This is a genomic window from Pseudomonas putida (assembly GCA_029953615.1).
GTDB lineage: Bacteria > Pseudomonadota > Gammaproteobacteria > Pseudomonadales > Pseudomonadaceae > Aquipseudomonas.
Map to the genome: position 1 here is coordinate 2,244,178 of CP124529.1, position 25,231 is coordinate 2,269,408.

Annotated in this window: 21 protein-coding genes and 1 pseudogene; 13 read left to right on the forward strand and 9 right to left on the reverse strand. The window is 62.8% G+C overall.

Annotated features, from left to right (window positions below):
• Positions 1 to 78: 78 nt before the first annotated feature.
• From QIY50_10280 to QIY50_10290, 3 genes are all read right to left on the reverse strand, one after another.
• Positions 79 to 1,161, reverse strand: a complete 1,083-nt coding sequence (locus QIY50_10280) for a 5-(carboxyamino)imidazole ribonucleotide synthase (protein WGV22511.1) — start codon at positions 1,159 to 1,161, stop codon at positions 79 to 81.
• Between the two features lie 10 nt (positions 1,162 to 1,171).
• On the reverse strand, positions 1,172 to 1,663 hold the full coding sequence (gene purE / locus QIY50_10285; protein ID WGV22512.1) for a 5-(carboxyamino)imidazole ribonucleotide mutase: 492 nt from the start codon (positions 1,661 to 1,663) through the stop codon (positions 1,172 to 1,174).
• 171 nt (positions 1,664 to 1,834) lie between these two features.
• Entirely contained in the window at positions 1,835 to 2,767 is a 933-nt protein-coding gene (locus QIY50_10290; protein WGV22513.1) for a LysR substrate-binding domain-containing protein, read from the reverse strand.
• 182 nt (positions 2,768 to 2,949) lie between these two features.
• Here QIY50_10290 and aspA point away from each other — a divergent pair, with 182 nt between their 5' ends.
• The 4 genes from aspA (at position 2,950) to QIY50_10310 (ending at position 7,965) form a co-directional block, all read left to right on the forward strand.
• Positions 2,950 to 4,374, forward strand: a complete 1,425-nt coding sequence (gene aspA / locus QIY50_10295) for an aspartate ammonia-lyase (GenBank protein ID WGV22514.1) — start codon at positions 2,950 to 2,952, stop codon at positions 4,372 to 4,374.
• A 226-nt stretch (positions 4,375 to 4,600) separates the two neighbouring features.
• Positions 4,601 to 5,593: an AraC family transcriptional regulator gene (locus tag QIY50_10300; GenBank protein WGV22515.1), complete on the forward strand. Its 993-nt coding sequence runs from the start codon at positions 4,601 to 4,603 to the stop codon at positions 5,591 to 5,593.
• A gap of 225 nt (positions 5,594 to 5,818) precedes the next feature.
• A complete protein-coding gene (locus QIY50_10305; GenBank protein ID WGV22516.1) occupies positions 5,819 to 6,862 on the forward strand; it encodes a histone deacetylase family protein in 1,044 nt (347 codons plus the stop codon).
• Entirely contained in the window at positions 6,862 to 7,965 is a 1,104-nt protein-coding gene (locus QIY50_10310; protein WGV22517.1) for a polyamine ABC transporter substrate-binding protein, read from the forward strand. Before QIY50_10305 ends, QIY50_10310 begins: the two co-directional genes overlap by 1 nt.
• A gap of 100 nt (positions 7,966 to 8,065) precedes the next feature.
• On the opposite strand, the gene QIY50_10315 is transcribed toward QIY50_10310, so the two are convergent.
• Positions 8,066 to 9,610 (reverse strand): PLP-dependent aminotransferase family protein, encoded by a 1,545-nt coding sequence (locus tag QIY50_10315; GenBank protein ID WGV22518.1) that lies wholly within the window; start codon positions 9,608 to 9,610, stop codon positions 8,066 to 8,068.
• Between the two features lie 90 nt (positions 9,611 to 9,700).
• On the opposite strand from QIY50_10315, the gene QIY50_10320 reads away from it, so the two are divergent.
• The 3 genes from QIY50_10320 to QIY50_10330 are packed head-to-tail and all read left to right on the forward strand — an operon-like array spanning position 9,701 to position 11,469.
• Positions 9,701 to 10,330, forward strand: a complete 630-nt coding sequence (locus tag QIY50_10320; GenBank protein ID WGV22519.1) for an FMN-binding negative transcriptional regulator — start codon at positions 9,701 to 9,703, stop codon at positions 10,328 to 10,330.
• A 12-nt stretch (positions 10,331 to 10,342) separates the two neighbouring features.
• Positions 10,343 to 10,789 carry a GNAT family N-acetyltransferase gene (locus tag QIY50_10325; protein ID WGV22520.1) on the forward strand — a complete coding sequence of 149 codons (447 nt, stop codon included), beginning with the start codon at positions 10,343 to 10,345 and terminating at the stop codon, positions 10,787 to 10,789.
• A gap of 8 nt (positions 10,790 to 10,797) precedes the next feature.
• Positions 10,798 to 11,469, forward strand: a complete 672-nt coding sequence (locus tag QIY50_10330) for a GNAT family protein (protein WGV22521.1) — start codon at positions 10,798 to 10,800, stop codon at positions 11,467 to 11,469.
• Positions 11,470 to 11,654: 185 nt separating this feature from the next.
• On the opposite strand, the gene oadA is transcribed toward QIY50_10330, so the two are convergent.
• Positions 11,655 to 13,463 (reverse strand): sodium-extruding oxaloacetate decarboxylase subunit alpha, encoded by a 1,809-nt coding sequence (gene oadA / locus QIY50_10335; protein WGV22522.1) that lies wholly within the window; start codon positions 13,461 to 13,463, stop codon positions 11,655 to 11,657.
• Between the two features lie 11 nt (positions 13,464 to 13,474).
• Positions 13,475 to 14,891: pseudogene (locus QIY50_10340) on the reverse strand (acetyl-CoA carboxylase biotin carboxylase subunit).
• Positions 14,892 to 15,080: 189 nt separating this feature from the next.
• Here QIY50_10340 and QIY50_10345 point away from each other — a divergent pair.
• The gene (locus QIY50_10345) at positions 15,081 to 16,043 is read left to right on the forward strand and encodes a LysR family transcriptional regulator (GenBank protein ID WGV22523.1); all 963 of its coding nucleotides are present in this window, start codon (positions 15,081 to 15,083) and stop codon (positions 16,041 to 16,043) included.
• Here QIY50_10345 and QIY50_10350 read toward each other — a convergent pair.
• A complete protein-coding gene (locus tag QIY50_10350; protein ID WGV22524.1) occupies positions 15,985 to 16,203 on the reverse strand; it encodes a hypothetical protein in 219 nt (72 codons plus the stop codon). The two genes, QIY50_10345 and QIY50_10350, sit on opposite strands and share 59 nt — an antisense overlap.
• Positions 16,204 to 16,411: 208 nt before the next feature.
• Positions 16,412 to 17,278, reverse strand: a complete 867-nt coding sequence (hexR, locus tag QIY50_10355; protein WGV22525.1) for a transcriptional regulator HexR — start codon at positions 17,276 to 17,278, stop codon at positions 16,412 to 16,414.
• A 103-nt stretch (positions 17,279 to 17,381) separates the two neighbouring features.
• Here hexR and zwf point away from each other — a divergent pair, with 103 nt between their 5' ends.
• The 5 genes from zwf to QIY50_10380 all read left to right on the forward strand — a co-directional run bounded on the left by zwf (position 17,382) and on the right by QIY50_10380 (position 23,167).
• Positions 17,382 to 18,824 (forward strand): glucose-6-phosphate dehydrogenase, encoded by a 1,443-nt coding sequence (gene zwf, locus QIY50_10360; protein WGV22526.1) that lies wholly within the window; start codon positions 17,382 to 17,384, stop codon positions 18,822 to 18,824.
• Between the two features lie 87 nt (positions 18,825 to 18,911).
• Positions 18,912 to 19,226 carry a hypothetical protein gene (locus QIY50_10365; GenBank protein ID WGV22527.1) on the forward strand — a complete coding sequence of 105 codons (315 nt, stop codon included), beginning with the start codon at positions 18,912 to 18,914 and terminating at the stop codon, positions 19,224 to 19,226.
• A gap of 130 nt (positions 19,227 to 19,356) precedes the next feature.
• Positions 19,357 to 21,546 carry a DNA helicase II gene (uvrD, locus tag QIY50_10370; protein ID WGV22528.1) on the forward strand — a complete coding sequence of 730 codons (2,190 nt, stop codon included), beginning with the start codon at positions 19,357 to 19,359 and terminating at the stop codon, positions 21,544 to 21,546.
• Between the two features lie 245 nt (positions 21,547 to 21,791).
• Complete coding sequence (locus tag QIY50_10375; GenBank protein ID WGV22529.1) at positions 21,792 to 22,646, forward strand: TIM44-like domain-containing protein; 855 nt, start codon at positions 21,792 to 21,794, stop codon at positions 22,644 to 22,646.
• Between the two features lie 113 nt (positions 22,647 to 22,759).
• Positions 22,760 to 23,167 carry an SMI1/KNR4 family protein gene (locus tag QIY50_10380; protein ID WGV22530.1) on the forward strand — a complete coding sequence of 136 codons (408 nt, stop codon included), beginning with the start codon at positions 22,760 to 22,762 and terminating at the stop codon, positions 23,165 to 23,167.
• Between the two features lie 141 nt (positions 23,168 to 23,308).
• Here QIY50_10380 and QIY50_10385 read toward each other — a convergent pair whose 3' ends face one another.
• A complete protein-coding gene (locus tag QIY50_10385) occupies positions 23,309 to 25,069 on the reverse strand; it encodes a cation:proton antiporter (GenBank protein ID WGV22531.1) in 1,761 nt (586 codons plus the stop codon).
• Positions 25,070 to 25,231: the final 162 nt, after the last annotated feature.

Here is a 25,231-nt window from a genome sequence, read left to right on the forward strand (position 1 = left end):
ATGATGGAACAAGCCAAAGCCTAGACAGCGCTTTGGCTCGTTGCCATTTCAGAGGGCAAGCCGCTGGTAGAAGTTCGATCAGTTGCCGATCAGGGCTTCTACTTCGGCAATCTTGCGCTCGAGGGTGGCCATGTCGTGGCAACGCAGGGTAGCGTGGCCAACCTTGCGACCGGCCTTGAAGGCCTTGCCGTAGTGGTGCAGGTGGCAGTCACCGATGGCGACCACTTTGTCCACCGCCGGCACTTCACCGATGAAGTTGAGCATTGCGCTCTCACCGACCTTGGCGGTCGAGCCCAGCGGCAAGCCGGCGACGGCGCGCAGGTGGTTCTCGAACTGGCTGCACTCGGCGCCTTCGATGGTCCAGTGCCCGGAGTTGTGCACGCGCGGCGCGATCTCGTTGGCCTTCAGGCCGCCGTCGACTTCGAAGAACTCGAAGGCTATCACGCCCACATAGTCCAGTTGCTTGAGCACCCGGCCCACGTAGTCTTCGGCCAGGGCCTGCAGCGGGTGCGCCTGGCTGGCGACCGACAGGCGCAGGATGCCGCTTTCGTGGGTGTTGTGCACCAGCGGGTAGAAGCGGGTTTCGCCATCACGGGCACGCACGGCCACCAGCGACACTTCGCCGGTGAACGGCACGAAGCCTTCCAGCAGGCACGGCACGCTGCCCAGCTCGGCAAAGGTACCGACCACGTCCTCTGGGGTGCGCAGCACCTTCTGGCCCTTGCCGTCGTAACCCAGGGTGCGGGTTTTCAGCACGGCCGGCAGGCCGATGCTGGCCACCGCGGCCTCCAGGTCGGCCTGCGAAAGAATGTCGGCGAAGGCCGGGGTTGGGATACCCAGGTCGCGGAACATGCTCTTCTCGAACAGGCGGTCACGGGCGATGCGCAGCGCTTCGGCGCTGGGGTATACCGGTACGAACTGCGAGAGGAAGGCCACGGTCTCGGCCGGGACGCTTTCAAACTCGAAGGTAACCAGGTCGACTTGATCAGCCAGCTGGCGCAGGTGGTCCTGGTCGCCGTAGTCGGCACGCAGGTGCTCGCCAAGCGGCGCGGCGCAGGCGTCCGGCGCCGGGTCGAGGAAAGCGAAGTTCATGCCCAGCGGGGTACCCGCCAGGGCCAGCATGCGGCCCAGCTGGCCGCCACCGATTACACCGATCTTCATGGGTTTAGCCTCAAGCCTGGCGCGGGTCTGGGTTGTCCAGCACGGTGTCGGTCTGCTCCGTGCGGAACTGCTTGAGCGCCGCGTGGTACTGCGGGTACTTGGCGCCGAGAATGCTGGCCGACAGCAGCGCGGCGTTGACCGCACCGGCACGACCGATGGCCAGGGTGGCAACCGGCACGCCGGCTGGCATCTGCACGATCGACAGCAGCGAATCGACACCCGACAGCATCGACGATTGCACGGGCACGCCCAGCACCGGGAGGTGGGTCTTGGCGGCGCACATGCCTGGCAGGTGGGCTGCGCCACCGGCACCGGCGATGATCACCTCGATGCCACGGCCCTCAGCCTCCTCGGCATACTGGAACAGCAGATCCGGGGTACGGTGGGCGGAAACCACCTTCACCTCGTAGGGAATGCCGAGTTTTTCCAGCATATCGGCGGTGTGGCTAAGGGTGGACCAATCGGACTTGGAGCCCATGATCACGCCAACCAGTGCACTCATCGTCGAGCCTCTTCGCTTGTGCGCCCTTGGGCGCGTCAAAAAACAACAAGCCACGCGGGACGACCGGCGTGGCTTGTTTGCTGATCAGGACCGGACGCATCCGGTCGAAAGGCCGCGCAGTATACCGTAAGGTGGTGCGTTTAAGGCACCCCGGCGACCAACTGTCGCCCCTTATTTTTCGGGGCTTTGGCTGACTTTTGGGTCAACCATTGCCGCCCCCTCGAGCTTGCGCCACAGCAGCCTTACATTGGCCTTGCGCACCAGTGCGCAGCGGTACAGGCGGATTTCCAGCGGCACGTGCCACTGGCTGCCGCCGCAGATCGCCAGCTCGCCTCGTTCCAGTTCGCCACGCATCGACAGGCGCGGTACCCAGGCGATGCCCATGCCTTCCAGCGCCATGCTTTTCAGGCTGTCGGCCATGGCGGTTTCATAGACGGTGGTATAGCGCAGGTTGCGCTGGCGCAGCAGCAGGTTGACCGAGCGGCCGAGGAAGGCGCCGGCGGTATAGGCCAGCAGCGGCACGCTACCCTCGCCTTCCAGGTCGAACAACGGCTTGCCGTCGGCATCCACGGCGCACACCGGCAACATTTCGGTGGTACCCATGTGCAGCGACGGGAAGATTTCGGCATCCATCTGCAGGGCGGCATCCGGGTCATAGAAGGCCAGCATCAGGTCGCAGCCACCTTCACGCAATGCATGCACGGCATCTCCGACGTTGGTCGCAACCAGGCGGGTGGCGATGTTCAACCCGTCGTTGCGCAGCTGAGCCACCCAACGCGGGAAAAAGCCCGACGCCAGGGAATGCGCCGCCGCCACCTGAACCACCTCACCCTGGCCGCCTTCCAGATGATGCAAATGGCGAAGAATTTCGCTCAACTGGTCGACAACTGTGCGTGCCGTGACAAGAAAAAGCTGGCCGGCCTCGGTCAGTTCGATCGGCGTGCGGGAACGGTTCACCAACTGTAGGCCCAACGCGGCCTCCAGGCTGCGAATGCGCCGGCTGAAGGCCGGCTGGGTGACGAAACGCCGCTCTGCCGCCTGGGAAAAACTGCGGGTGGCGGCCAGCGCACTGAAGTCTTCCAGCCATTTGCTTTCAAGGTTCACGAAGCACATCTCCTGGCGTGCACCAAAATGGAACACGCTCGAATGTCAATTGGCGTCACATGAAACACTATGCCGTTTGTGCATAGGTTAGCGTGCAACAGCATTGGCCGCAAAATCACCTTCAGGCCTAGGATTGGCGCCATTCCGGCATGTGCCGGGTCAAAATCGAGATGATATACATCATGTCCTCCGCTGCATCGTTCCGCGTCGAAAAAGATTTGTTGGGCACCCTTGAAGTTCCTGCAGATGCCTACTACGGCATCCAGACCCTGCGCGCTGCCAACAACTTCCACCTCTCCGGTGTTCCGCTGTCGCACTACCCGAAGCTGGTCGTGGCCCTGGCCATGGTCAAGCAGGCTGCCGCCGACGCCAACCGTGAGCTGGGTCACCTGAGCGATGCCAAGCATGCTGCTATCACTGCAGCCTGCGCCCGCCTGATCAAAGGCGATTACCACGACCAGTTCGTGGTGGACATGATCCAGGGCGGTGCTGGTACTTCTACCAACATGAACGCCAACGAAGTCATCGCCAACGTCGCACTGGAGGCCATGGGCCACCAGAAGGGTGAGTATCAGTACCTGCACCCGAACAACGACGTGAACATGGCGCAGTCGACCAACGACGCCTACCCGACCGCCATCCGTCTGGGCCTGCTGCTGGGCCACGACGCCCTGCTGGCCAGCCTCGACAGCCTGATCCAGGCCTTCGCTGCCAAAGGTAAAGAGTTCGATCACGTACTGAAGATGGGCCGTACCCAGCTGCAGGACGCCGTACCGATGACCCTGGGCCAGGAATTCCGCGCCTTCGCCACCACCATGACCGAAGACCTGCAGCGCCTGCGCTCGCTGGCCCCGGAACTGCTGACCGAAATCAACCTGGGCGGTACCGCCATCGGCACCGGCATCAACGCCGACCCTGGCTACCAGGCCCTGGCCGTACAGCGCCTGGCTGCCATCAGTGGCCAGCCGCTGGTACCGGCTGCCGACCTGATCGAAGCCACCTCCGACATGGGCGCTTTCGTGCTGTTCTCCGGCATGCTCAAGCGTACCGCAGTCAAGCTGTCGAAGATCTGCAACGACCTGCGCCTGCTGTCCAGCGGCCCGCGCACTGGCATCAACGAGATCAACCTGCCAGCGCGTCAGCCAGGCAGCTCGATCATGCCAGGCAAGGTCAACCCGGTTATCCCGGAAGCCGTCAACCAGGTGGCCTTCGCCATCATGGGCAACGATCTGGCCCTGACCGTCGCTGCCGAAGGTGGCCAGCTGCAGCTGAACGTGATGGAGCCACTGATCGCCTACAAGATCTTCGACTCGATCCGCCTGCTGCAACGCGCCATGGACATGCTGCGCGAGCACTGCATCGTCGGCATCACCGCCAACGAACAGCGCTGCCGTGAACTGGTCGAGCACTCGATCGGCCTGGTCACCGCCCTGAACCCGTACATCGGCTACGAAAACGCCACCCGTATCGCCCGCGTTGCCCTGGAAACCGGCCGCGGCGTACTGGAACTGGTGCGCGAAGAGAAGCTGCTGGACGACGCGATGCTCGACGACATCCTGCGTCCGGAAAACATGATCGCTCCGCGTCTGGTTCCGCTGAAGGCGTAACCAGGCCGCTGTAAACAGTCTCACCAGGTCGAGGGACTAGACACCTCTCAACCTTTCCAAGGCCCGAGCCCATGCTTCGGGCCTTTTTTTTGCCTGAAGGATTCCGGGGCTGCTTTGCAGCCCATCGCGACGCAGGGCCGCTCCCACAATAGCCCTGCGGACAGCAGTCGAACATCGGCACACAACTTGCTCCATAATGCGTCCCAGGCCAACGGGATTACCCAGCATGCTGCACAGCCACCTGACCACCCTCAACGCGGTTTCGCTGATCCTCAACGTGTTCCAGGCAGACGGTTGCGAAGCGTCGGCGCTGCTGGCCGGCAGCGGCATCGGCCCGGCGGACCTGGGCCATGCCGATGCGCGCATCACCACCCAACAGGAACTGCAGGTGTGTGCCAATGCCGTTGCCCGGCGCGAGGATATCGGCCTGGAACTGGGCCGGCGCATGCATGTGTCGTGCTACGGTATGCTCGGTTACGCCCTGCTCTCCAGTGCCACTTTGGGTGACGCCTTGCGCCTGGCGCTGCAGTACCCGGCACTGCTGGGAACAGTCTTCAAGCTGCGCCTGCTCGACGACGGCCAGCGCGTCTGGCTCAGCGCCAGCGACTACCACGACAGCCCGACGCTGACCGCCTTCAATGCCGAGTTCTGCCTGGTATCGCTGAAAGTCATCTGCGACGACCTGCTCGGCCGCCCACTGCCGCTGCTGGGGGCCCGTTTCGAACACCCACGCCCCGGCTACCACGCGCTCTACGCCGGGGCATTCCCGTGCCCGGTCGGTTTCGGCGCCGAGGACAATGCCTTTGCCTTCGAACGGCGCTGGCTGGACACACCACTGCCGCTGGCCGACCCGATTACCCACAAGGCAATGAGCGAACGTTGCCGACGGCTGAACCTGGAATTCACCGGCCGCCAGGCCTGGCTGGGGCGGATTCGCCAACTGCTGGTGCAGCAACTGGATGCGGCACCCGGGCTTGAAGGGCTGGCGCGGCAGATGAACTGCTCGTCGCGCACCTTGCGCCGGCATTTGCAGGCGTTGGGCAGCAGTTATCAACAGCTGCTGGATGAACTAAGGTTCGAGCGGGCCAAGCAGTTGCTGGCTGATGAGCAGATGCCGATCTACCGGATTGCCGAAACCTTGGGGTTCAGCGAAACGGCCAGTTTCCGGCATGCCTTTCAGCGTTGGAGTGGTGTGGCGCCCAGTCACTTCCGCGGTTGACCTGCACCGGCCTCTTCGCGGGCTTGCCCGCTCCCACCGGTCTTCCACAACTTTCGAGAGTTGTGGAGATCCTGTGGGAGCGGGCAAGCCCGCGAAGAGGCCGGCGCAGGAAAAACAGGCCAGAGACCTTGGCCACATCGATCCCCTTTTGGCCATTTGCGTCGTTCTCCCCCACTGGCCCGCCCATGAAAATGGGCCCACGCCAGTACCTACCGGAGAACAACAATGCTGACGATCTATTCCGATGACCACCGCCTGCACCACGGCCGCTGCGAGCTGATCGACGGCAAGCTGATGCCCTGTTTCGAAATGCCGTCACGCGCCGACCATGTGCTCGACCAGGTCAAAAAGCGCAACCTCGGCGACATCCAGGGGCCCACAGACTTCGGCCGCGCACCGTTGCTGCGCATCCACAGTGCCGACTACCTGAACTTCTTCGAAGGTGCCTGGGCGCGCTGGGCCGCACTGGGCCAGGAAGGCGACCTGCTGCCGTTCACCTGGCCCGCACGCACCCTGCGCCAGGTAAAACCCACCGGTCTGCACGGTGAACTGGGCTACTACAGCTTCGATGCCGGCGCACCGATCACCGCCGGTACCTGGCAGGCCGCCTACAGCGCCGCCCAGGTCGCCCTCACCGCTCAGGCGGCAATCCAGCAAGGCGCACATTCCGCCTTCGCCCTGTGCCGCCCGCCAGGGCACCACGCGGCTGGCGAAGTCATGGGCGGCTATTGCTACCTGAACAACGCTGCCATCGCAGCCCAGGCCTTCCTCGACCAAGGCCGGCACAAGGTCGCCATCCTCGACGTCGACTACCACCACGGCAACGGCACCCAGGACATCTTCTACCACCGCAACGATGTTTTCTTCGCCTCGATCCATGGCGACCCGCGCGACGAGTTCCCGTTCTTCCTCGGCTATGCCGACGAAACCGGCGAAGGTGCCGGCGAAGGCTGCAACATCAACTACCCACTGCCGGCCGGCAGCGACTGGGCAGCCTGGAGCGCCGCCCTGGAAGATGCGTGCCAGCGCATCGCCGCCTATGACGCCGACGTGCTGGTGGTCTCGCTGGGCGTGGACACCTTCAAGGACGACCCGATTTCGCAGTTCAAGCTGGACAGCCCGGACTACCTGGAAATGGGCAAGCGCATCGCCCGGCTCGGCAAGCCGACCCTGTTCGTGATGGAAGGCGGCTACGCTGTGGAAGAAATCGGCATCAACGCAGTCAATGTGCTGGAAGGCTTCCAGCGCGCCCAGCCAGGAGCCCGGTAATGGCCCGACTCAAACGTCTGCTCGCCCCGTTCATCGCCGCGACCCTGTTCGCCGGTGCCCTGCAAGCCCAGGCCGAACAGCGCACCCTGCGGGTGTACAACTGGTTCGACTACATCACCCCGCAAACCCTCACCGAGTTCCAGAAAGGCAGCGGGGTGAAGCTGGTCTACGACATCTTCGACACCAACGAGGCGCTGGAAGCCAAGCTGCTGACCGGCAACTCCGGATACGACGTGGTGGTGCCGTCCAATGTGTTCCTCGCCAAGCAGATCGAAGCGGGAGTGTTCCAGCCGCTGGACCGCAGCAAGCTGCCGAACTGGCAGCACCTGGACCCGGCGCTGATGAAGCTGATCGAGGCCAACGACCCCGGCAACAAGTTTGCCGTGCCCTACATGTACGGCACGGTGCTGATCGGCTTCAACCCGGCCAAGGTAAAGGCGGCGCTCGGCGACAATGCCCCGGTGGACAGCTGGGATCTGATCTTCAAGGAAGAAAACATCGCCAAGCTCAAACAGTGCGGCGTCGCCCTGCTCGACTCGCCTTCGGAGATCATGCCGCTGGCGTTGCAGTACCTGGGCCTGCCGCCGAACAGCGACAAGCCGGCCGACTACAAGCAGGCCGAGGCTCTGATGCTGAAGATTCGCCCGCACATCACCTACTTCCATTCCTCGAAGTACATGGCTGACATCGCCAATGGCGATATCTGCGTGGCAGTGGGCTACAGCGGCAGCTTCTCCCAGGCCGCCAACCGCGCCCGCGAGGCGAAGAATGGCGTGGTAGTGGACATGCGCCTGCCCAAGGAAGGTGCACCGATCTGGTTCGATATGCTGGCGATTCCGAAGAACGCGGCCAACCCGGAAGATGCCCATGCATTCATCAACTACCTGCTGCAACCCGAGGTGATTGCGCCGATCAGCGACTTTGTCGGGTACCCGAACCCGAACAAGGATGCGACCGACAAGGTAAGCCCGGCGATTCGCAACAACCCCAACCTGTACCCGACGGCGGAGGCGATGGCCAAGCTTTACACGCTCAAGCCTTTGGCAAGGGATGCCGAGCGGGCGCGGACCAGGGCCTGGACGCGGATCAAGTCCGGTACCTGAGTCGCCTGCTTCGCGGGCATGCCCGCTCCCACATTGATCGCATAACAGGCGAACCAGGTGGGAGCGGGCGTGCCCGCGAAGGGCCGCACAGCGGCCCCATTCACTTTCTCCAGGCCTTGCGCAAGCGCATCAACGCCTCGGCAATCTCCCCCTCCGGCACCGCTGCAAATCCCAGCACCAGCCCGGCGCGCTCATCCACAGGTACCTCGCTATCCGCCAGCCAGAAGTTGCTCAGCGGTGTTACCTCCACCCCTACCGCTTCAGCCTTGGCCACCAGTTCCTGCTCCCGCGCAAAGTTATCCACATCGACCTTTACATGCAGCCCGGCCGCTACTTCCGGCATGCCGCACAACCCCGGAATATCCACAGGCCAGCCGGCCTTGAGCACATTGCGCCGGCTCAGCGCCGCCTTGCGCATGCGCCGGATATGCCGCTGGAAGTGCCCGCGGGCCATGAACTCGGCCATTACGCACTGGCTACTGACTTCCGAATGCCGCACTGCCAGCGCCCTGCCCTGGCTGAATGCCTGCGCCAGTTGCGGCGGCAGTACCAGGTAGCCCAGGCGCAACGCCGGAAAGGCGATCTTGCCGAAGGTGCCGACGTACAGTACCCGCCCGTGCTGGTCGAGCGCCGCAAGCGGGGCCAAGGGCGCGCCGCTGTAGCGGTATTCGCCGTCGTAGTCGTCTTCAATGATCCAGCCATCGCTGCGCTCGGCCCAGGCCAGCAATTCCAGGCGTCGCGCCAGGCTCATGGTCACCCCGGTTGGGTACTGGTGGGCCGGCGTGACATAGGCCAGCCGGCAACCCGCCAGCTGCCCGAGCTGACGACAGTCCATGCCGTCCTCGTCCACCGGTACGCCATGCAACCGGCCACCGGCCAGCGCAAAGGCATGCCCGGCTGCGCGGTATCCCGGGTTTTCCACAGCTACGCCATCGCCCGGCTGCAACAGTAACTGTGCACAAAGGCTGATGGCCTGCTGTGCACCACTGGTGATCACAATTTGTTCAGCCGTACAACTCAGACCACGCGAGCGACGCAGGTAGGCCGCGATCAGTTCGCGCAACAGCGGTTCGCCTGCCGGGTCGCCATAGCCCAGCTGTGCGGGACCCGGGTTGCGCCAGAAACCCGCCTGCAGCTTGGCCCAGACGTCGAACGGGAACAGGTCGAACGCCGGAATACCGACGCGAAAAGCACGCGGAGCACCGCTTCTTGGCGGCGGCAAATGGTTACTTTTCAGACGCTGCAAAGGCTCGCTGAAACGTCGCCTGCTGGATGAATCCTCAGTATCTCCTGATGAAAATGTGGATAAACCTGTTGATAACCACCCGGATAACCCTGTGGATACTTGTGTGGATAGTTTTGCAGTGGAGAGTTTCGGCAGCTGGCTGACATAGGTGCCGTCGCCTACCCGGCTTTCGATGTAGCCCTCGGCATACAGCTGGTCATAGGCCCGCACCACGCTGTTGCGCGAAAGCGCCAGCATGGCAGCCAGATCACGGGTAGCGGGCAGACGCGTGCCACTGCTCAGGCGCCCGTCCAGCACTCGCGCACGTAGCGCCTGGTACAGCTGCTGGCTGAGCCCGCGGCGGCGATCGAGAGCGATCCCGGCAGGGTCGAAAGGCAATACGAGGGGGCGCTCGCTCATGGTATTGGACCTATGAAAACAGCTGCTAATGGCTCTTACTATGAACCAATAGCCTGCCTAGGATAGGGCCATCGCACAAGGAAACCGAGCATGTACAACAGCAAACCCCATCAGGAACACGACCTCGGGCGTCTGCACCAGCACATGCTCGCTACCCGGCTGGCCATCCTGGTCAGCCAGGGCGAACAAGGCCTGCTGGCCACGCACCTGCCCGTGCTGGTCAATACCGCCGAAGGCGAATTCGGCACCGTCTATGCCCATCTGGCGCGGGCCAACCGCCAATGGTGCGACCTGGAGCAAGGAAGCGAAGCCCTGCTGGTGTTCCCCGGCGCCGATGCCTATGTCAGCCCCGGCTACTACCCGAGCAAGGCCGACAACCCCAAGGTAGTGCCAACCTGGAACTACCTGGCCGTGCACGCCTATGGCACGGCTGAAGTGATACACGACGCCGAGCCTCTGCTGGCCATTGTCAGCCGCCTGACCGAGCGCCACGAACAAGGCCGCAGCGAACCGTGGAACGTCAGCGATGCCCCGCGTGACTACCTCGACGGCATGCTGCGCGCCATCGTCGGCATCCGCCTGCCCATCGCCCGCCTGCAAGGCGCGCGCAAGCTCAGCCAGAACCGCTCTGAGCAAGACATTGCCGGCGTGCGCGAAGGCCTGAGCGCCAGCCCCGATTACCTGGATAACCAACTCGCGGCGCACATGCGCCCACTCTGAAGGAACAGCCCCATGTCCAGCGTTACCCTGCGCCCCGTCACTGCCCAAGACCATGCTGCCTGGCTTGCCCTGTGGCACGCCTATCTGCGCTTCTATGAATCCGAACTGAGCGATGAGGTGAGCCTCAGCACCTGGCAGCGCCTGCTCGACCCCACCGAGCCGACCCATTCAGTCCTGGCCTGGGTCGATGGCAAGGCGGTGGGCATGGTCAACTTCATCTACCATCGTACCAACTGGAGTATCGGCAACGCCTGCTACCTGCAGGACCTGTACGTGGACAGCGCGCAGCGCGGCCTGGGAATCGGCCGCCAGCTGATCGAGCACGTCTACGCAAGAGCCAAGGCCGACAACTGCAGCAAGGTGTACTGGGTGACCCACGAGACCAACGCCACCGCCATCAGCCTGTACCAGCAGGTTGCCGAGCGCTCGGGCTTCATACAATTCCGCAAAGAGTTCTAAGCCCGAACATGACCGACGCATTGAACTGGAAACCCGCTGCAGCCCCCAAGGCCGAGCCCATCGACGGCCGCTTCATCCGCCTTGAAAAGCTCGACCCGGCGCGCCATGGCGACGACCTGTGGGAGGCGCTGCAAGGTCCGGCTGCCGACCCGGTGCTGTGGGACTACCTGCCCTATGGCCCGTTCACCGAACGTGCCGCCTTCAACCGTTGGCTGGAGGGCAACGCCGCCGGCCGCGACCCGCTGTTCTACACCGTGATCGACCGCCCGAGCGGCCAGGCCCAGGGCATCCTCAGCCTGATGTCGATCGTACCCGACCACGGCCGCATCGAAATCGGCCACGTCGCCTTCGGCGCCGCCATGCAGCGCACGCCCAAGGGCACCGAGGCGGTGTACCTGCTGGGCAAGCTGGCCTTCGAACTGGGCAACCGCCGGCTGGAGTGGAAATGCAACAACGCCAACGCCCGCTCCAGGCGGGCGGCGGAGCGGTTTGGCTTTGTGTTCGAAGGAGTGTTCCGCAAACACCTGGTGGTGAAAGACCACAACCGGGATACCGCCTGGTACTCGATTACCGATGATGAGTGGCCGACCGTGGCTGCCGGGTTCGAGCGGTGGTTGAGCGAGGAAAACCAGCAGCCCGAGGGGCAGGTGCTGACCTTGGAGGCGTGCCGCAAGGGTTGAGAATTGCACTGGAACAACCGGCCTCTTCGCGGGCTTGCCCGCTCCCACAGGTACACCACCAGTCTCGATACTTGAGGAAAACCTGTGGGAGCGGGCAAGCCCGCGAAGAGGCCGGCAGATTCAACGCAAAAAAAAGGGGAGCATCCGCTCCCCAGAGGTTAACCGCTTGTAGATGAGGGCTTATCTCAGCCTTCGATCTCGATCAGGATCTCACCCGGCGTCACACGGTCGCCCTTGGCCACGTGGATGGCCACGACCTTGCCGGCGATACCCGCCTGCACTTCGGTCTCCATCTTCATGGCTTCGGTGATCAGCACGGCCTGGCCGGTCTTGACCATGTCGCCTTCCTTGACCAGCACATCGACGATGTTGCCTGGCATGGTGGTGCTGACGTGGCCCGGGGCACTGGCCTGCTTGCGCTTGCTGCTGCCGCCGCCGACGAATTCGTTGAGCGGCTCGAACACCACTTCTTCCGGCATGCCGTCGATCGACAGGTAGAAGTGGCGCTTGCCTTCGGCCTTCACGCCCACGCCGGTGATGTCGACGCGGTAGGTTTCGCCGTGCACGTCGATGACGAACTCGGTCGGTACGCCTTCACCGCCATGGGATGCCACTGCGCCGGCTTCAGGAATTGGCAGCAGGGCTTCAGGGGTCAGCGTGCCGGCTTCGCGTTCTTCGAGGAACTTGCGGCCGATATCCGGGAACATGGCGAAAGTCAGCACGTCTTCTTCGCAACGGGCCAAAGCGCCGATGTCGGCACGCAGCTTGGCCATTTCCGGCTTCAGCAGGTCGGCCGGGCGTACGTCGATCACTTCTTCGCTGCCGATCGCCTGGCGGCGCAACTGCTCGTTGACCACGCCCGGGGCCTTGCCGTAACCGCCTTGCAGGTACAGCTTCACCTCGTTGGTGATGGTCTTGTAGCGCTCGCCGGCCAGCACGTTGAAGAACGCCTGGGTGCCGACGATCTGCGACGTCGGGGTCACCAGCGGCGGGAAGCCGAGGTCTTCACGCACGCGCGGGATCTCTGCCAGCACCTCGTTCATGCGATTGAGGGCGCCCTGCTCCTTGAGCTGGTTGGCCAGGTTGGAAATCATGCCGCCCGGTACCTGGTTGACCTGCACGCGGGTGTCCACAGCGGTGAACTCGCTTTCGAACTGGTGGTACTTCTTGCGCACGGCATAGAAGTACAAGCCGATTTCCTGCAACAGCTCCAGGTCCAGGCCGGTGTCGAACTCGCTGCCCTTGAGCGCGGCAACCATCGACTCGGTACCCGGGTGGCTGGTGCCCCAGGCGAAGCTGGAGATGGCGGTGTCGATGTGATCGGCGCCGTTTTCCACAGCCTTCAGCTGGCACATGGCGGCCAGGCCGGCAGTGTCGTGAGAGTGGATGAACACCGGCAACGATTGCTCGGCCTTCAGCGCCTTGACCAGTTCACCGGTGGCGAACGGGGTCAGCAGGCCGGCCATGTCCTTGATCGCGATCGAGTCGCAACCCATGGCTTCCATCTGCTTGGCCTGGTTCACGAAGGCTTCGATGGTGTGCACCGGGCTGGTGGTATAGGCGATGGTGCCCTGGGCGTGCTTGCCGGCGGCCTTGACTGCTTCAATGGCCACACGCAGGTTACGCACGTCGTTCATGGCATCGAAGATGCGGAACACGTCGATACCGTTGACCGCTGCCTTGGCGACGAAGGCCTTGACCACGTCGTCGCTGTAGTGGCGGTAGCCCAGCAGGTTCTGGCCGCGCAGCAGCATTTGCAGGCGGGTGTTGGGCAGCGCCGCGCGCAACTTGCGCAGGCGCTCCCATGGGTCTTCCTTGAGGAAGCGCACGCAGGCGTCGAAGGTGGCGCCACCCCAGACTTCCAGCGACCAGTAGCCGACCTTGTCGAGCTTGTCGCAGATCGGCAGCATGTCTTCGGTACGCATGCGGGTGGCCAGCAGGGACTGGTGGGCGTCGCGCAGGATCGTGTCGGTTACGTGAATTTTCTTGGACATTATGGGGTTCCTCACAGGCCTGCGTGGGCGGCGATGGCGGCGGCGATGGCCAGGGCCAGCTCTTCGGGTTTGCGCTTGATCGAGTAGTTGGTCAGTTCCGGGTGGCTTTCGACGAAGCTGGTATTGAACTGGCCGCTACGGAATTCCGGATTGCGCAGGATTTCCTGGTAGTACGCGGCGGTGGTCTTCACCCCTTGCACGCGCATGTCGTCCAGGGCCCGCAGGCCGCGGTCCATGGCTTCTTCCCAGGTCAACGCCCACACCACCAGTTTCAGGCACATGGAGTCGTAGAACGGCGGAATGGTGTAACCGGTGTAGATCGCTGTGTCCGGTACGCACGCCCGGGCCGCCGGGGGCGTAGTAGCGGGTGATCTTGCCGAAGCTGGGCAGGAAGTTGTTCTTCGGGTCTTCGGCGTTGATGCGGAACTGCAGCGCGTAACCGCGGTGCTGGATGTCTTCCTGCTTGACCGACAGCGGCAGGCCCGAGGCAATGCGGATCTGTTCCCGGACGATGTCGATACCGGTGATTTCCTCGGTGATGGTGTGTTCCACCTGCACCCGGGTGTTCATTTCCATGAAGTACACCTCGCCATCGGCGAGCAGGAACTCCACGGTACCGGCGTTCTCGTAGTTCACCGCCTTGGCCGCACGCACCGCCAGGTCGCCGATGTAGGCGCGCTGCTCAGGGGTGAGCTGGGGGCTCGGGGCGATTTCGATGAGCTTCTGGTTGCGGCGCTGGATCGAGCAGTCGCGCTCGAACAGGTGCACCACGTTGCCAAAGCTGTCACCAAGGATCTGCGCCTCGATATGCTTGGGGTTGACGATGCACTTTTCCAGGAACACTTCCGCAGAACCAAAGGCCTTGGTAGCCTCGGAGATGACGCGGGGGAAGTTCTGTTCCAGTTCTTCGCGGCTGTTGCAACGGCGGATACCACGGCCACCACCACCCGAGGTGGCCTTGAGCATGACCGGGTAACCGATGCGGTCACCTTCGCTCAGGGCTTCGTGGATATCGGCAACGTTGCCTTCGGTGCCCGGGGTTACCGGCACACCGGCGGCGATCATGGTGCGGCGCGCTTCGGTCTTGTCGCCCATCCGGCGAATGACCTCGGCGGCCGGGCCGATGAACTTGATCCCGCGCTCGGCGCAGATCTCTGCCAGTTCAGCGTTTTCCGACAGAAAACCATAGCCCGGGTGCAGGGCATCACAGCCGGTTTCCACAGCCAGGTTCACCAGCTTGCGCGGGTTCAGGTAACCGGCCAGCGGCTCGGCACCAATGCTGTGGGCTTCGTCGGCGCGCTTGACGTGCAAGGCGTGGCGGTCGGCGTCGGAATAGATCGCCACCGAGCGAATGCCCATCTCGGCGCAGGCGCGCACGATCCGAACTGCAATTTCACCTCGGTTGGCGATCAGGATTTTTTTTATCACTGGAGTCTTCCCAAAGCCGTAGGAACAGTCGAGCCGGTTCTCCCGGTCGGCGCGTGACCAGACGCTGCTGGCCAGTCGCACATTCACCCTAGCGCTGTAGGTTGATAAACAAAAATCAATATTTGTTAGGGGCTGTATTAGCAAAAGCTTATAGTGCGGTAACAAGGTATTGCCGAAGGGCGGATAAAAATGCGTAAGTCCTTGATGCGTATGACTTTGCGTCAGCTGCAGATCTTCAACGAGGTGTGCGATTTGCGTTCGTACAGCCGTGCGGCGGAAGAGATGGCGCTGACGCAACCCGCCGTTAGTCTACAGATCCGCCAGCTCGAAGAGCTGATCGGCCAGCCGCTGTTCGAGTACGTAGGCAAGAAGCTCTACCTGACCGAAGCTGCCGAGGCCCTGCAACGCGCCAGCCGCGATATCTTCGGGCGCCTGGAGAGCCTGGACATGCAGCTGTCGGACATGCAGGGCTCATTGCAGGGGCAGTTGAAACTGGCGATCGAGTCCAGTGCCAAGTACTTCGTGCCACACCTGTTCGCGGCCTTCAAGCAACGTCACCCGGAGGTCAACCTGACCCTGACGGTGGTCAACCGGGCCCAGGCCATCCGCCGCCTGTCGGACAACCGCGACGACCTGATCATCATGTCCATGGTGCCGCAGGACATGGGCCTGGAGTTCCTGCCATTCCTCAACAACCCGATCGTCGCGGTGGCGCCACCCGAGCACCCGCTGTGCAAGCTGGAACAGCTGCGCCTGCAGGACCTGGAACCTCATACCCTGCTGGTCCGCGAACAAGGTTCGGGCACGCGCAAGGCGTGCGAGGAATACTTCAAGGACAAGCGCGTACATTTCACCCAGACCCTGGAAGTGGCCTCGGCCGACGCCCAACGGGAGTGCGTGATCGCCGGCCTGGGCATTGCCCTGCTGACCCGCCATGCGGTCAACCTGGAACTGGCCACCGGTGTGCTGAAGGAACTGCCGGTGGAGGAACTGCCGCTGTACCGCAGCTGGTGCGTCGTGCAGTCCAAGGCCAAACGGCAGTCGCCGGTGGCCTTGGCCTTCCTGGCGTTCATTCGTAGCGAACGTGCGTTGATCAGCGCGCTGGTTGAGCGTTTTTCGGGGAAGCCGCTGCCGACGCCTGCCAGACCGTGAGCGCTTGCAGCTCGGGATAGTCCACCAGTTCGCGGAGCAGTTGACGTTGGTCGCAATAGCTCTCGATCGCGCGGCGGTATTCCATGCGGCGCCGGTCCTTTTCCTGCTGCTTGCGAGCCTTGGCGCTGGGTTGGTAGGTACCGTCGAAGTCACGAGCCATTGCCTGTCTCCCAGATAGGATGCGGGAGTTTCAGACTGGCCTTGATGGGTTACGGTTTGGCTGTGGAATGGTGACAAAACAGTGAAGTTTCACTGCCTGTACCGGCCTCTTCGCGGGCTCGCCCGCTCCCACAGGTACTGCGCACTTTTTGAAATCGGCGCAATCCCTGTGGGAGCGGGCAAGCCCGCGAAGAGGCCGGTGCAGGCGTTCAGTCGTCGGTAGCCTTGATCGACTTCGGCGACAAGCGCAGGCTGCGCAAGCTGCGCTTCACGCTCTTCAGGTGGTTGACCAAGCTCGGCCCGCGCGCCATGGCCACGCCCATGGCCAGCACATCAATCACCACCAGGTGGGCGATACGCGAGGTCAGCGGGGTATAGATTTCGGTGTCTTCATGCACGTCGATCGCCAGGTTGACCGTCGACAGCTCGGCCAGCGGTGTCTGGCTGGGGCACAAGGTAATCAGGTTGGCACCGCTCTCACGGACCAGGTTGGCAGTAATCAACAGGTCTTTGGAACGGCCCGACTGGGAAATGCATACCGCCACATCACCCGGCTTCAGAGTCACCGCCGACATCGCCTGCATGTGCGGGTCGGAATAAGCTGCCGCGCTGAGCAGCAGGCGGAAGAACTTGTGCTGGGCATCGGCCGCCACCGCACCGGAGGCACCAAAGCCATAGAACTCCACGCGCTGCGCCTGGGCCATGGCGGTTACCGCCTGCTGCAGCGCCTGTGGGTCGAGGTGCTCGCGCACTTCCATCAGGGTGTGCAGGGTGGTGTCGAAGATCTTCAGGCTGTAGTCGGCGACCGAATCGTCTTCATGGATGGCGAACTGACCGAAACTGGCCCCCGCGGCCAGGCTCTGCGCCAGCTTCAGCTTCAAATCCTGAAAGCCCGAGCAACCGATCGCGCGACAGAACCGCACGATGGTCGGTTCGCTGATACCCACACTGTGCGCCAGGTCGGCCATTGAACTGTGCATGACGGCAGCCGGGTCGAGTAGCACGTGGTCGGCTACCTTGAGTTCCGATTTGCGCAGCAGGTGGCGCGATTGGGCGATATGTTGCAACAGATTCACGGGCTGGACTCGGTTATGATCGGCTGGCCGGGTTGTAGCTTTCTTGTAGTTATACTACATGGACGCCAACCCGCCCAGTTAAACGAACGTGGAGAGTGGTGGTTTGACTATTCCTTGCGACATTCTGGTCTTCGGTGGCACCGGCGATCTGGCCCTGCACAAATTGCTTCCGGCGCTCTACCACCTGTTTCGCGAGGCCCGTCTAGACCCTGCCGTGCGGATCATCGCGCTGGCGCGCCGCACCTTGCCACGTAACGACTATCTCAAGCTCGCCGAACGCCACTGCCGGGCCCAGATCGCCCGCAACGACTTCGACGAAGAGGTCTGGCAGCGGTTTTCCGCGCGGGTCGACTATTTTGCCATGGATGCTTCGCAAAGCGCCGACTTCGGCCGCCTGTCGCGCTACCTGGGCGAGCCCGGCGGCTTGACCCGCATCTTCTACCTGGCTACCGCCCCCAACCTGTTCGTGCCGATTGCCAGGCACCTGCATAACGCCGGGCTGGCCGACGCCGAAGCGCGCATCGTGCTGGAAAAGCCGATCGGTCACTCGCTGGAATCGGCTACCGCCATCAACGAAGCGATTGGTGCAGTGCTGGAGGAAAACCAGGTATTCCGCATCGACCACTACCTGGGCAAGGAAACCGTGCAGAACCTGATGGCCCTGCGCTTTGCCAACGCCCTGCTGGAGCCGGTGTGGCGCAACAACCAGGTCGACCACGTGCAGATCAGCGTTTGCGAGACCCTGGGGGTAGAGAACCGCGGCGGCTACTACGACCGCGCCGGGGCGACCCGCGACATGCTGCAGAACCACCTGTTACAACTGCTATGCCTGGTGACCATGGAGCCCCCCGCGCAGTTCGAGGCCGAAGCGGTGCGCGACGAGAAAGTGAAAATCCTGCGGGCCCTCAAGCCCATCACTGGTCAGGACGTTCAGGACAAGACCGTACGCGGCCAATATGGCGCCGGGCACATCGGCGGCCAGGAAGTGCCGGCCTATTACTTCGAAAAGGACGTCGACAACGACAGCGACACCGAAACCTTCATCGCCATCGAGGCGCACATCGACAATTGGCGCTGGGCCGGCGTGCCCTTCTACCTGCGCACCGGCAAGCGCATGGCACGGCGCTCATCGCAGATCGTCATCCAGTTCAAGCCAGTGCCCCACGAGCTGTTCAAGGGTGGACAGGTCAACCAGTTGCTGATCCAGCTGCAACCGGACGAACGCATCAGCCTGCGCATGATGACCAAGAGTCCGGGCAAAGGCATGCGCCTGGAACCGGTCGACCTGGACCTGAACCTGGCCCAGGTGTTCAGCCAGACCCGCCGCTGGGAGGCCTACGAGCGGCTGCTGCTGGATGTGCTGGAGGGCGACTCGACGCTGTTCATGCGCCGCGATGAAGTGGAAGCGGCCTGGGCCTGGATCGACCCGATCATCAAGGGCTGTGAAGAGCACTTCCAGGCGCCGCGACCGTACCCGGCAGGCAGCAACGGGCCGGAGCAAGCCAACAGCCTGCTCGCCAGGCATGGCAGGCACTGGCATAGCTGAAGCACTGCCCTGCTCCTGTGGCAGGTGAAAGGGCAGAAAGTAGCCCCTGCGCGCTGGCGCTACTTTCAACCGAGACAGGAGCAGACAATGGCTATTATCGCCAACCTCGTTGCAATTAATGACATCGCCAACGGCGAGCAGGTTTTCAGGGTTCACGGCACCGTTACGGTCGGCTGCCCGGCCATCGAACCGGTGCTGGTCGAACCAAAGGGGCGCCACAAGGGCGGCTGGGAAGTGCTGGAGCTTCAGCTGCAGGATAGCGGCGCAATCACCCCGCAAGTGGTGACGGAAAAAACCGTGGTGTTCGAACGTGCAGGCGGCACTGGCTGGAACACCGTGGAGATCATCCATGCCGGCGGTTCGCAGCGCTGCGAAATTCGCACTATCGAGGCAATTGACTGAACCGCTGCCCACCAGGTCGCCCGAGCGGCGACCTGGCACCTGCCATTGGCTCGATGAACGGGCATGTGACAGGTGAATATTCATACAGTAGAGGTTTGCCCCATTTCCTGCCGCGCCCTAGAATGGCCCGATGCACACAGACGACCTCTCCCTCCTGCTGAATTCCCTCAACGATGCCCAACGCCAGGCCGTAGCGGCCACGCTCGGGCGTCAACTGGTGCTTGCTGGCGCCGGTTCCGGTAAAACACGCGTGCTGGTGCACCGCATTGCCTGGCTGATCCAGGTAGAGCAGGCATCGCCGCACTCGATCCTGTCGGTGACCTTCACCAACAAGGCCGCGGCAGAAATGCGCCAGCGGATCGAGCAGCTGCTGGGCATCAACCCGGCGGGCATGTGGGTAGGCACCTTCCACGGCCTGGCCCATCGCCTGCTGCGGGCCCACTGGCAGGAAGCACGGCTGGTGCAGAACTTCCAGATTCTCGACAGCGACGACCAGCAGCGCCTGATCAAGCGGGTGATGCGCGAGCTGGGCCTGGACGAGCAGAAATGGCCTGCACGCCAGGCCCAGTGGTTCATCAACGGGCAGAAGGACGAAGGCCTGCGCCCGCAGCATATCCAGGCAGGCGGCGACCTGTTCCTGGCGACCATGCGCGAGGTCTATACCGCGTACGAACAGGCCTGCGAGCGTGCCGGGGTCATCGACTTTTCCGAGCTGCTGCTGCGTGCCCTGGACCTGTGGCGCGACCACCCCGGCCTGCTGGAACACTACCAGCGGCGCTTCCAGCATGTACTGGTAGACGAGTTCCAGGACACCAACGCCGTGCAGTACGCCTGGCTGCGCCTGTTGGCGCGCGGCGGCGCCAGCCTGATGGCGGTGGGCGATGACGACCAGTCGATCTACGGCTGGCGCGGCGCCAAGATCGAGAACATTCACCAGTACACCGCCGACTTCCCCGACGCCGAAATGATTCGCCTGGAGCAGAACTACCGCTCTACCGGCGGCATCCTCAAGGCGGCCAACGCGCTGATCGCCAACAACAGCGGGCGCCTGGGCAAGGAGCTGTGGACCGACCTGGGCGAAGGCGAACCGCTGACCCTGTACGCGGCCTACAACGAGCACGACGAAGCGCGCTACGTGGTGGAAACCATCGAGAGCCTGGTCAAGAAGGGCAATGCGCGTAGCGAAATCGCCATCCTGTACCGTTCCAACGCCCAGTCGCGGGTGCTGGAAGAAGCCTTGCTGCGTGAGCGCATCCCCTACCGTATCTACGGTGGCCAGCGCTTCTTCGAACGCGCCGAAATCAAGAACGCCATGGCTTACCTGCGGCTGATCGAAGGCCGTGGCAACGATGCCGCCCTGGAGCGCGTGATCAACGTGCCACCGCGGGGCATTGGCGAAAAAACCGTCGAAGCCATAAGAGAGCATGCCCGCCACAGCCAGCTGTCGATGTGGGAGGCCATGTGCCAGCTGCTTGCTGCCAAAGCCCTGAAAGGCCGCGCCGCCAGTGCCCTTGGTGCGTTCATCGAGCTGATCGAGGGGTTGGCAGCCAAGGTCGTGGACATGCCACTGCATACCATGACCCAGACCACCATCGAGCAGTCTGGGCTGATCATCTATCACCAGGAAGAAAAGGGTGAAAAAGGCCAGGCACGGGTAGAAAACCTTGAGGAACTGGTCAGCGCAGCGCGCAACTTCGAGTCCACCGACGAAGACGCCGACCTCTCGCCACTCTCGGCGTTCCTCGGCCACGCCTCGCTCGAGGCAGGCGATACCCAGGCCGACGAGCATGAAGACAGCATCCAGCTGATGACCTTGCACAGCGCCAAGGGCCTGGAGTTCCCGTATGTGTTCCTGGTGGGCATGGAAGAAGGCCTGTTCCCGCACAAGATGAGCCTGGAAGAGCCTGGCCGCCTGGAGGAGGAACGCCGCCTGGCCTATGTGGGCATCACCCGCGCCATGCGCCAGCTGGTCATGACCTACGCCGAAACGCGTCGTCTGTATGGCAGCGAGACCTACAACAAGGTGTCACGTTTCGTACGCGAAATTCCGGCGGGCCTGGTTCAGGAAGTGCGCCTGTCCAACAGCGTCAGCCGCCCGTTCGGCGGGACCAAGGCAGCCACCAACAGCAGCAACCTGTTCGCCAATGCCAGCATTCCGCAGACCGCGTTCAACCTCGGCCAGCGGGTGCAGCATGCGGTGTTCGGCGAGGGTGTGATCCTCAATTTCGAAGGCTCCGGCGCCCAGGCGCGGGTGCAGGTGAATTTTGCCGAAGGCAGCAAGTGGCTGATGCTGGGGTATGCCAAGCTCGAGGCGATCTAAAAGCCTGCGCAATACCTGTGGGAGCGGGCATGCCCGCGAAACCGGCAACTCGGTGGATGGCACCGGCTTCGCCGGTGTTCGCGGGCACGCCCGCTCCCACAGGGACCGCGGCAGTATCCAGAGGGCCAGTCCTGCTCGCTTGGAAACATTCAGGCAAAAGCTAGAAACATTATGTCGCTGGTCATGTGCCCGGGAACCTGTGCACCATGACGCGCGTGCAATCCACAACAGGGGATATCCCATTTATGCAACGTTTTCTTAGCATCGCTCTGGCGCTCTGCGTCGGCCTGACGCTGAGCCTGGATGCCAACGCCAAGCGTTTTGGCGGCGGCAAGAGCTCGGGCTCCGCGCCTATTCACCAGACCCGCCAGGCCACGCCAACCGCGCCCGCCGCCGCGCCGACCGCACCTGGCCGTGCCGCTCCGGCCGCCAGCGGTGCTTCGCGCTGGCTGGGCCCTCTGGCTGGCCTCGCTGCCGGTGGCCTGCTGGCGTCCATGTTCATGGGCGACGGTTTCGAAGGCTTCCAGATCATGGACTTCCTGATCGTGGCGCTCATCGCCTTCCTGGTGTTCCGCTTCATCGCCGCGCGCCGTCGCCAGCAGCAGCCGCAAATGGCCATGCCAGGTCATGCGCCGATGCAGCGTGAAGCTCACGGCCAGCCTGCCCAGCCGTCGATCTTCGGTGGTTCGGCTGCACCTGCCGCCGCGGCCGCACCGGTGATCAACGCCCCGGCCTGGTTCAACGAGCAGAACTTCCTGGCTGCTGCCCGTAACCACTTCCAGGCGCTGCAGCAGCACTGGGACGCCAACGAGATGGACAAGATCGCCGAGTTCGTCACCCCGCAGATGCTCGAGTTCCTCAAGCGCGAGCGCGCCGAACTGGGTGATGGCTTCCAGTCCACCTACATCGACAACCTCGAAGTGCAACTGGACGGTGTCGACGACCGCGCCGACCGCACCGACGCCACCCTGACCTTCCGTGGCGTGTCGAAGAACTCGCGTTTCGACCAGGGCGAAGTGTTCAGCGAAAGCTGGCACATGGTTCGCGCCCAAGGCGAAAACCAGCCTTGGCTGGTAGCCGGTATCCGTCAAAACGGCTAACCGCTGCGTGCTGCACAAAAAACCCCGGGCCTGTCCCGGGGTTTTGCTTTTGCCAGAGTGGCCTACTAGGGTATAACGCGCAGCGTTGTCATCTAGGTCAGAGGAAGCGAACCGTGGAAGAAGTGATCGAACAACTCCGTGAAGCCAACGAGCCAGTGCCGGTGCCCCTTGAGCTTCCCGACGAGGACCTGCTGGTCGAGATCGAAGAAGAGCTGTTCATCAACATTCCGTTCGTGTTCAAAGAGTTCCTGCTAACCGTCAGTGACGTGGTATATGGCTCACTGGAGCCGGTAACCGTTACCGACCCACAGTCGCATACCTACCTGCCCGAGGTCGCCGCCAACGCCTGGGATGCCGGCGTGCCGCGTGACCTGATTCCGCTGTGCCAGGACGGCGACAACTACTACTGCGTCGAAGAAGACGGCACCGTGGTGCTGTGGGATGCCGAAGAGGAAATCGTCGTCGAGGAAAGCTGGGAATCGGTGTGGCACTGGGCGCGGGATGTCTGGCTGGAGAGCTGATTCCAACTTCTGATTTGATGCTGTACTGCACAAAGGTCAGCATCCATGCAGTACCTGTAGGAGCGGGCGCGCCCGCGAAGAACCCAGCGCGGTGACTGGCACCGGCTGCGCCGGTGTTCGCGGGCATGCCCGCTCCCACAGTCAGTGCGTATTCTCGCGGCTGTTCTCCAGCGTCTCCAGCAAGGCAATCTGCATACGCGTATGCACGCGGATAAACCAGCGCCACAGCAGGGCCACCACCACCGCAGCCACCACGGCAATCACCAGCAGCAACTCGCTGGTCGGCAGAATGCTTGCCGACAGTGCCGACAACAGCAGGAAAATCACCAGCAGCGACAATAACGGGATCACCTCAGCCACCACACGGCGCACACGCTGGGTATGCCGCCCGGCCATTTCGGGCTTGACGCCCATCTCCGCCAGCAGCATCGACAGCGCCTTGAGCTTGCGATAGGCAGCAATCAGGAATGGCAGCGACAGCAATAACGCTACGCCCCAAATCAGCGCTTTCTGCTGGCTGGCATCGCTGACCCACTCGCTGAGCCAGTTGCCAATGCGCCCGGCGAAGTAGCCACCACTGAAGAAGATGGCGATCACCAGCGCCAGGTTCACCCCCACCTGCAACAGGATGCGCCGGATCATCGCCGCCAACATGGCGCTCTCGCCCTGCGGCTGGATGCTGCGCAACCATTCGCCATACAACGACAGCACCCGCGCCAGGCGGCTGGGCACCACCTTGCCCAGCTTGAGCGACAGCGGGTCGGCGGCACGGATCAGGTAGGGTGTTAGCAGCGTGGTGATTGCCGATACCGCCACAGCCACCGGATAGAGGAAGTCGCTGGTCACCTGCAGGGTCATGCCCAGCGCGGCGATGATGAAGGAAAACTCGCCAATCTGTGAAAGCCCCATGCCCACCCGCAACGATGTGCGCCCGTCATTGCCGGCAATGAACGCGCCCATGCCGCACGACAGCATCTTGCCAAGCACCACAGCCAGGGTGATGACCACGATGGGCCAGGCGTAGTCGATCAGCACCTGGGGATCGATCATCAGCCCGATGGCGACGAAGAAAATCGCACTGAACAGGTCGCGTACCGGTTCGATCAGGCTTTCGATTTTCAGCAACTGGCGCGATTCGGCCATGATCGCACCAATCAGGAAGGCACCAAGCACCATGCTGTATTCCAGCTTCACCACCAACAGGCAGAAGCCGAAGCACAGGCCCAGTACGGTAATTAGCAACATCTCGTTGCTTTCGAATTTAGCCACGTAGGCCAACAGCCGCGGCACCAGCAGAATGCCGATCACCAGCGCGACGATCATGAACAGCGACAGCTTGCCAACAGTGGAGAACACCTCGCCCGAGCTGACTGTGCCGCTGACGGCGATGCCCGACAGCAGGGCGATGATGCCTATGCCGAGGATGTCCTCGACGATCAGCACGCCGAAGATCAGCTGGGCGAAACGCTCGTTCTTCATCTTCAGGTCGTTGAGCGCCTTGACGATGATCGTGGTCGAGGAAATTGCCAGGATGGCACCGAGGAACAGCGAATCCATGGTGTTCCAGCCGAACCAGCGGCCGATCTCGAAGCCGATCCAGATCATCAGCACGATTTCCAGGAACGCCGCGATGAATGCCGTGGCGCCTACCCTGAATAGCTTGCGCAGGCTGAATTCGAGCCCCAGGCAGAACATGAGGAAAATAACCCCCAGCTCGGCGAGGGTCTTGATGGTGTCTTCGTCGTGGATCAGGCCGAACGGTGGGGTGTGCGGGCCGATGATGAAACCGGCGACGATGTAGCCCAGCACCACGGGTTGCTTGAGCCGGTGAAAGAGAACGGTGACCACGCCAGCAACCAGCATGATGACTGCCAGATCCTGGATGAAGCTGATGGCATGCATGGCGTGATACTCCTTTTCTCGTCCGGTGCTGGATGCCTGGGCAGACCGCTCCTCTGCCAAGGCAACCCTGAGCGAGCAGCAAGTACATACTGTTTTGAATGCTGGAAAAGCCCATGTTGCATGGGTGCAGTCAGGTTAACATCGCGCCCCGCCGTAAAAAGA

Excerpts from the sequence above, each read along its gene's own strand:
- QIY50_10280 (WGV22511.1), bottom strand. The coding sequence starts at position 1,161 with ATGAAGATCGGTGTAATCGGTGGCGGCCAGCTGGGCCGCATGCTGGCC.
- purE (WGV22512.1), bottom strand. The coding sequence starts at position 1,663 with ATGAGTGCACTGGTTGGCGTGATCATGGGCTCCAAGTCCGATTGGTCC.
- aspA (WGV22514.1), top strand. The coding sequence starts at position 2,950 with ATGTCCTCCGCTGCATCGTTCCGCGTCGAAAAAGATTTGTTGGGCACC.
- QIY50_10300 (WGV22515.1), top strand. The coding sequence starts at position 4,601 with ATGCTGCACAGCCACCTGACCACCCTCAACGCGGTTTCGCTGATCCTC.
- QIY50_10305 (WGV22516.1), top strand. The coding sequence starts at position 5,819 with ATGCTGACGATCTATTCCGATGACCACCGCCTGCACCACGGCCGCTGC.
- QIY50_10310 (WGV22517.1), top strand. The coding sequence starts at position 6,862 with ATGGCCCGACTCAAACGTCTGCTCGCCCCGTTCATCGCCGCGACCCTG.
- QIY50_10315 (WGV22518.1), bottom strand. The coding sequence starts at position 9,610 with ATGAGCGAGCGCCCCCTCGTATTGCCTTTCGACCCTGCCGGGATCGCT.
- QIY50_10320 (WGV22519.1), top strand. The coding sequence starts at position 9,701 with ATGTACAACAGCAAACCCCATCAGGAACACGACCTCGGGCGTCTGCAC.
- QIY50_10325 (WGV22520.1), top strand. The coding sequence starts at position 10,343 with ATGTCCAGCGTTACCCTGCGCCCCGTCACTGCCCAAGACCATGCTGCC.
- QIY50_10330 (WGV22521.1), top strand. The coding sequence starts at position 10,798 with ATGACCGACGCATTGAACTGGAAACCCGCTGCAGCCCCCAAGGCCGAG.
- oadA (WGV22522.1), bottom strand. The coding sequence starts at position 13,463 with ATGTCCAAGAAAATTCACGTAACCGACACGATCCTGCGCGACGCCCAC.
- QIY50_10345 (WGV22523.1), top strand. The coding sequence starts at position 15,081 with ATGCGTAAGTCCTTGATGCGTATGACTTTGCGTCAGCTGCAGATCTTC.
- QIY50_10350 (WGV22524.1), bottom strand. The coding sequence starts at position 16,203 with ATGGCTCGTGACTTCGACGGTACCTACCAACCCAGCGCCAAGGCTCGC.
- QIY50_10365 (WGV22527.1), top strand. The coding sequence starts at position 18,912 with ATGGCTATTATCGCCAACCTCGTTGCAATTAATGACATCGCCAACGGC.
- uvrD (WGV22528.1), top strand. The coding sequence starts at position 19,357 with ATGCACACAGACGACCTCTCCCTCCTGCTGAATTCCCTCAACGATGCC.
- QIY50_10375 (WGV22529.1), top strand. The coding sequence starts at position 21,792 with ATGCAACGTTTTCTTAGCATCGCTCTGGCGCTCTGCGTCGGCCTGACG.
- QIY50_10385 (WGV22531.1), bottom strand. The coding sequence starts at position 25,069 with ATGCATGCCATCAGCTTCATCCAGGATCTGGCAGTCATCATGCTGGTT.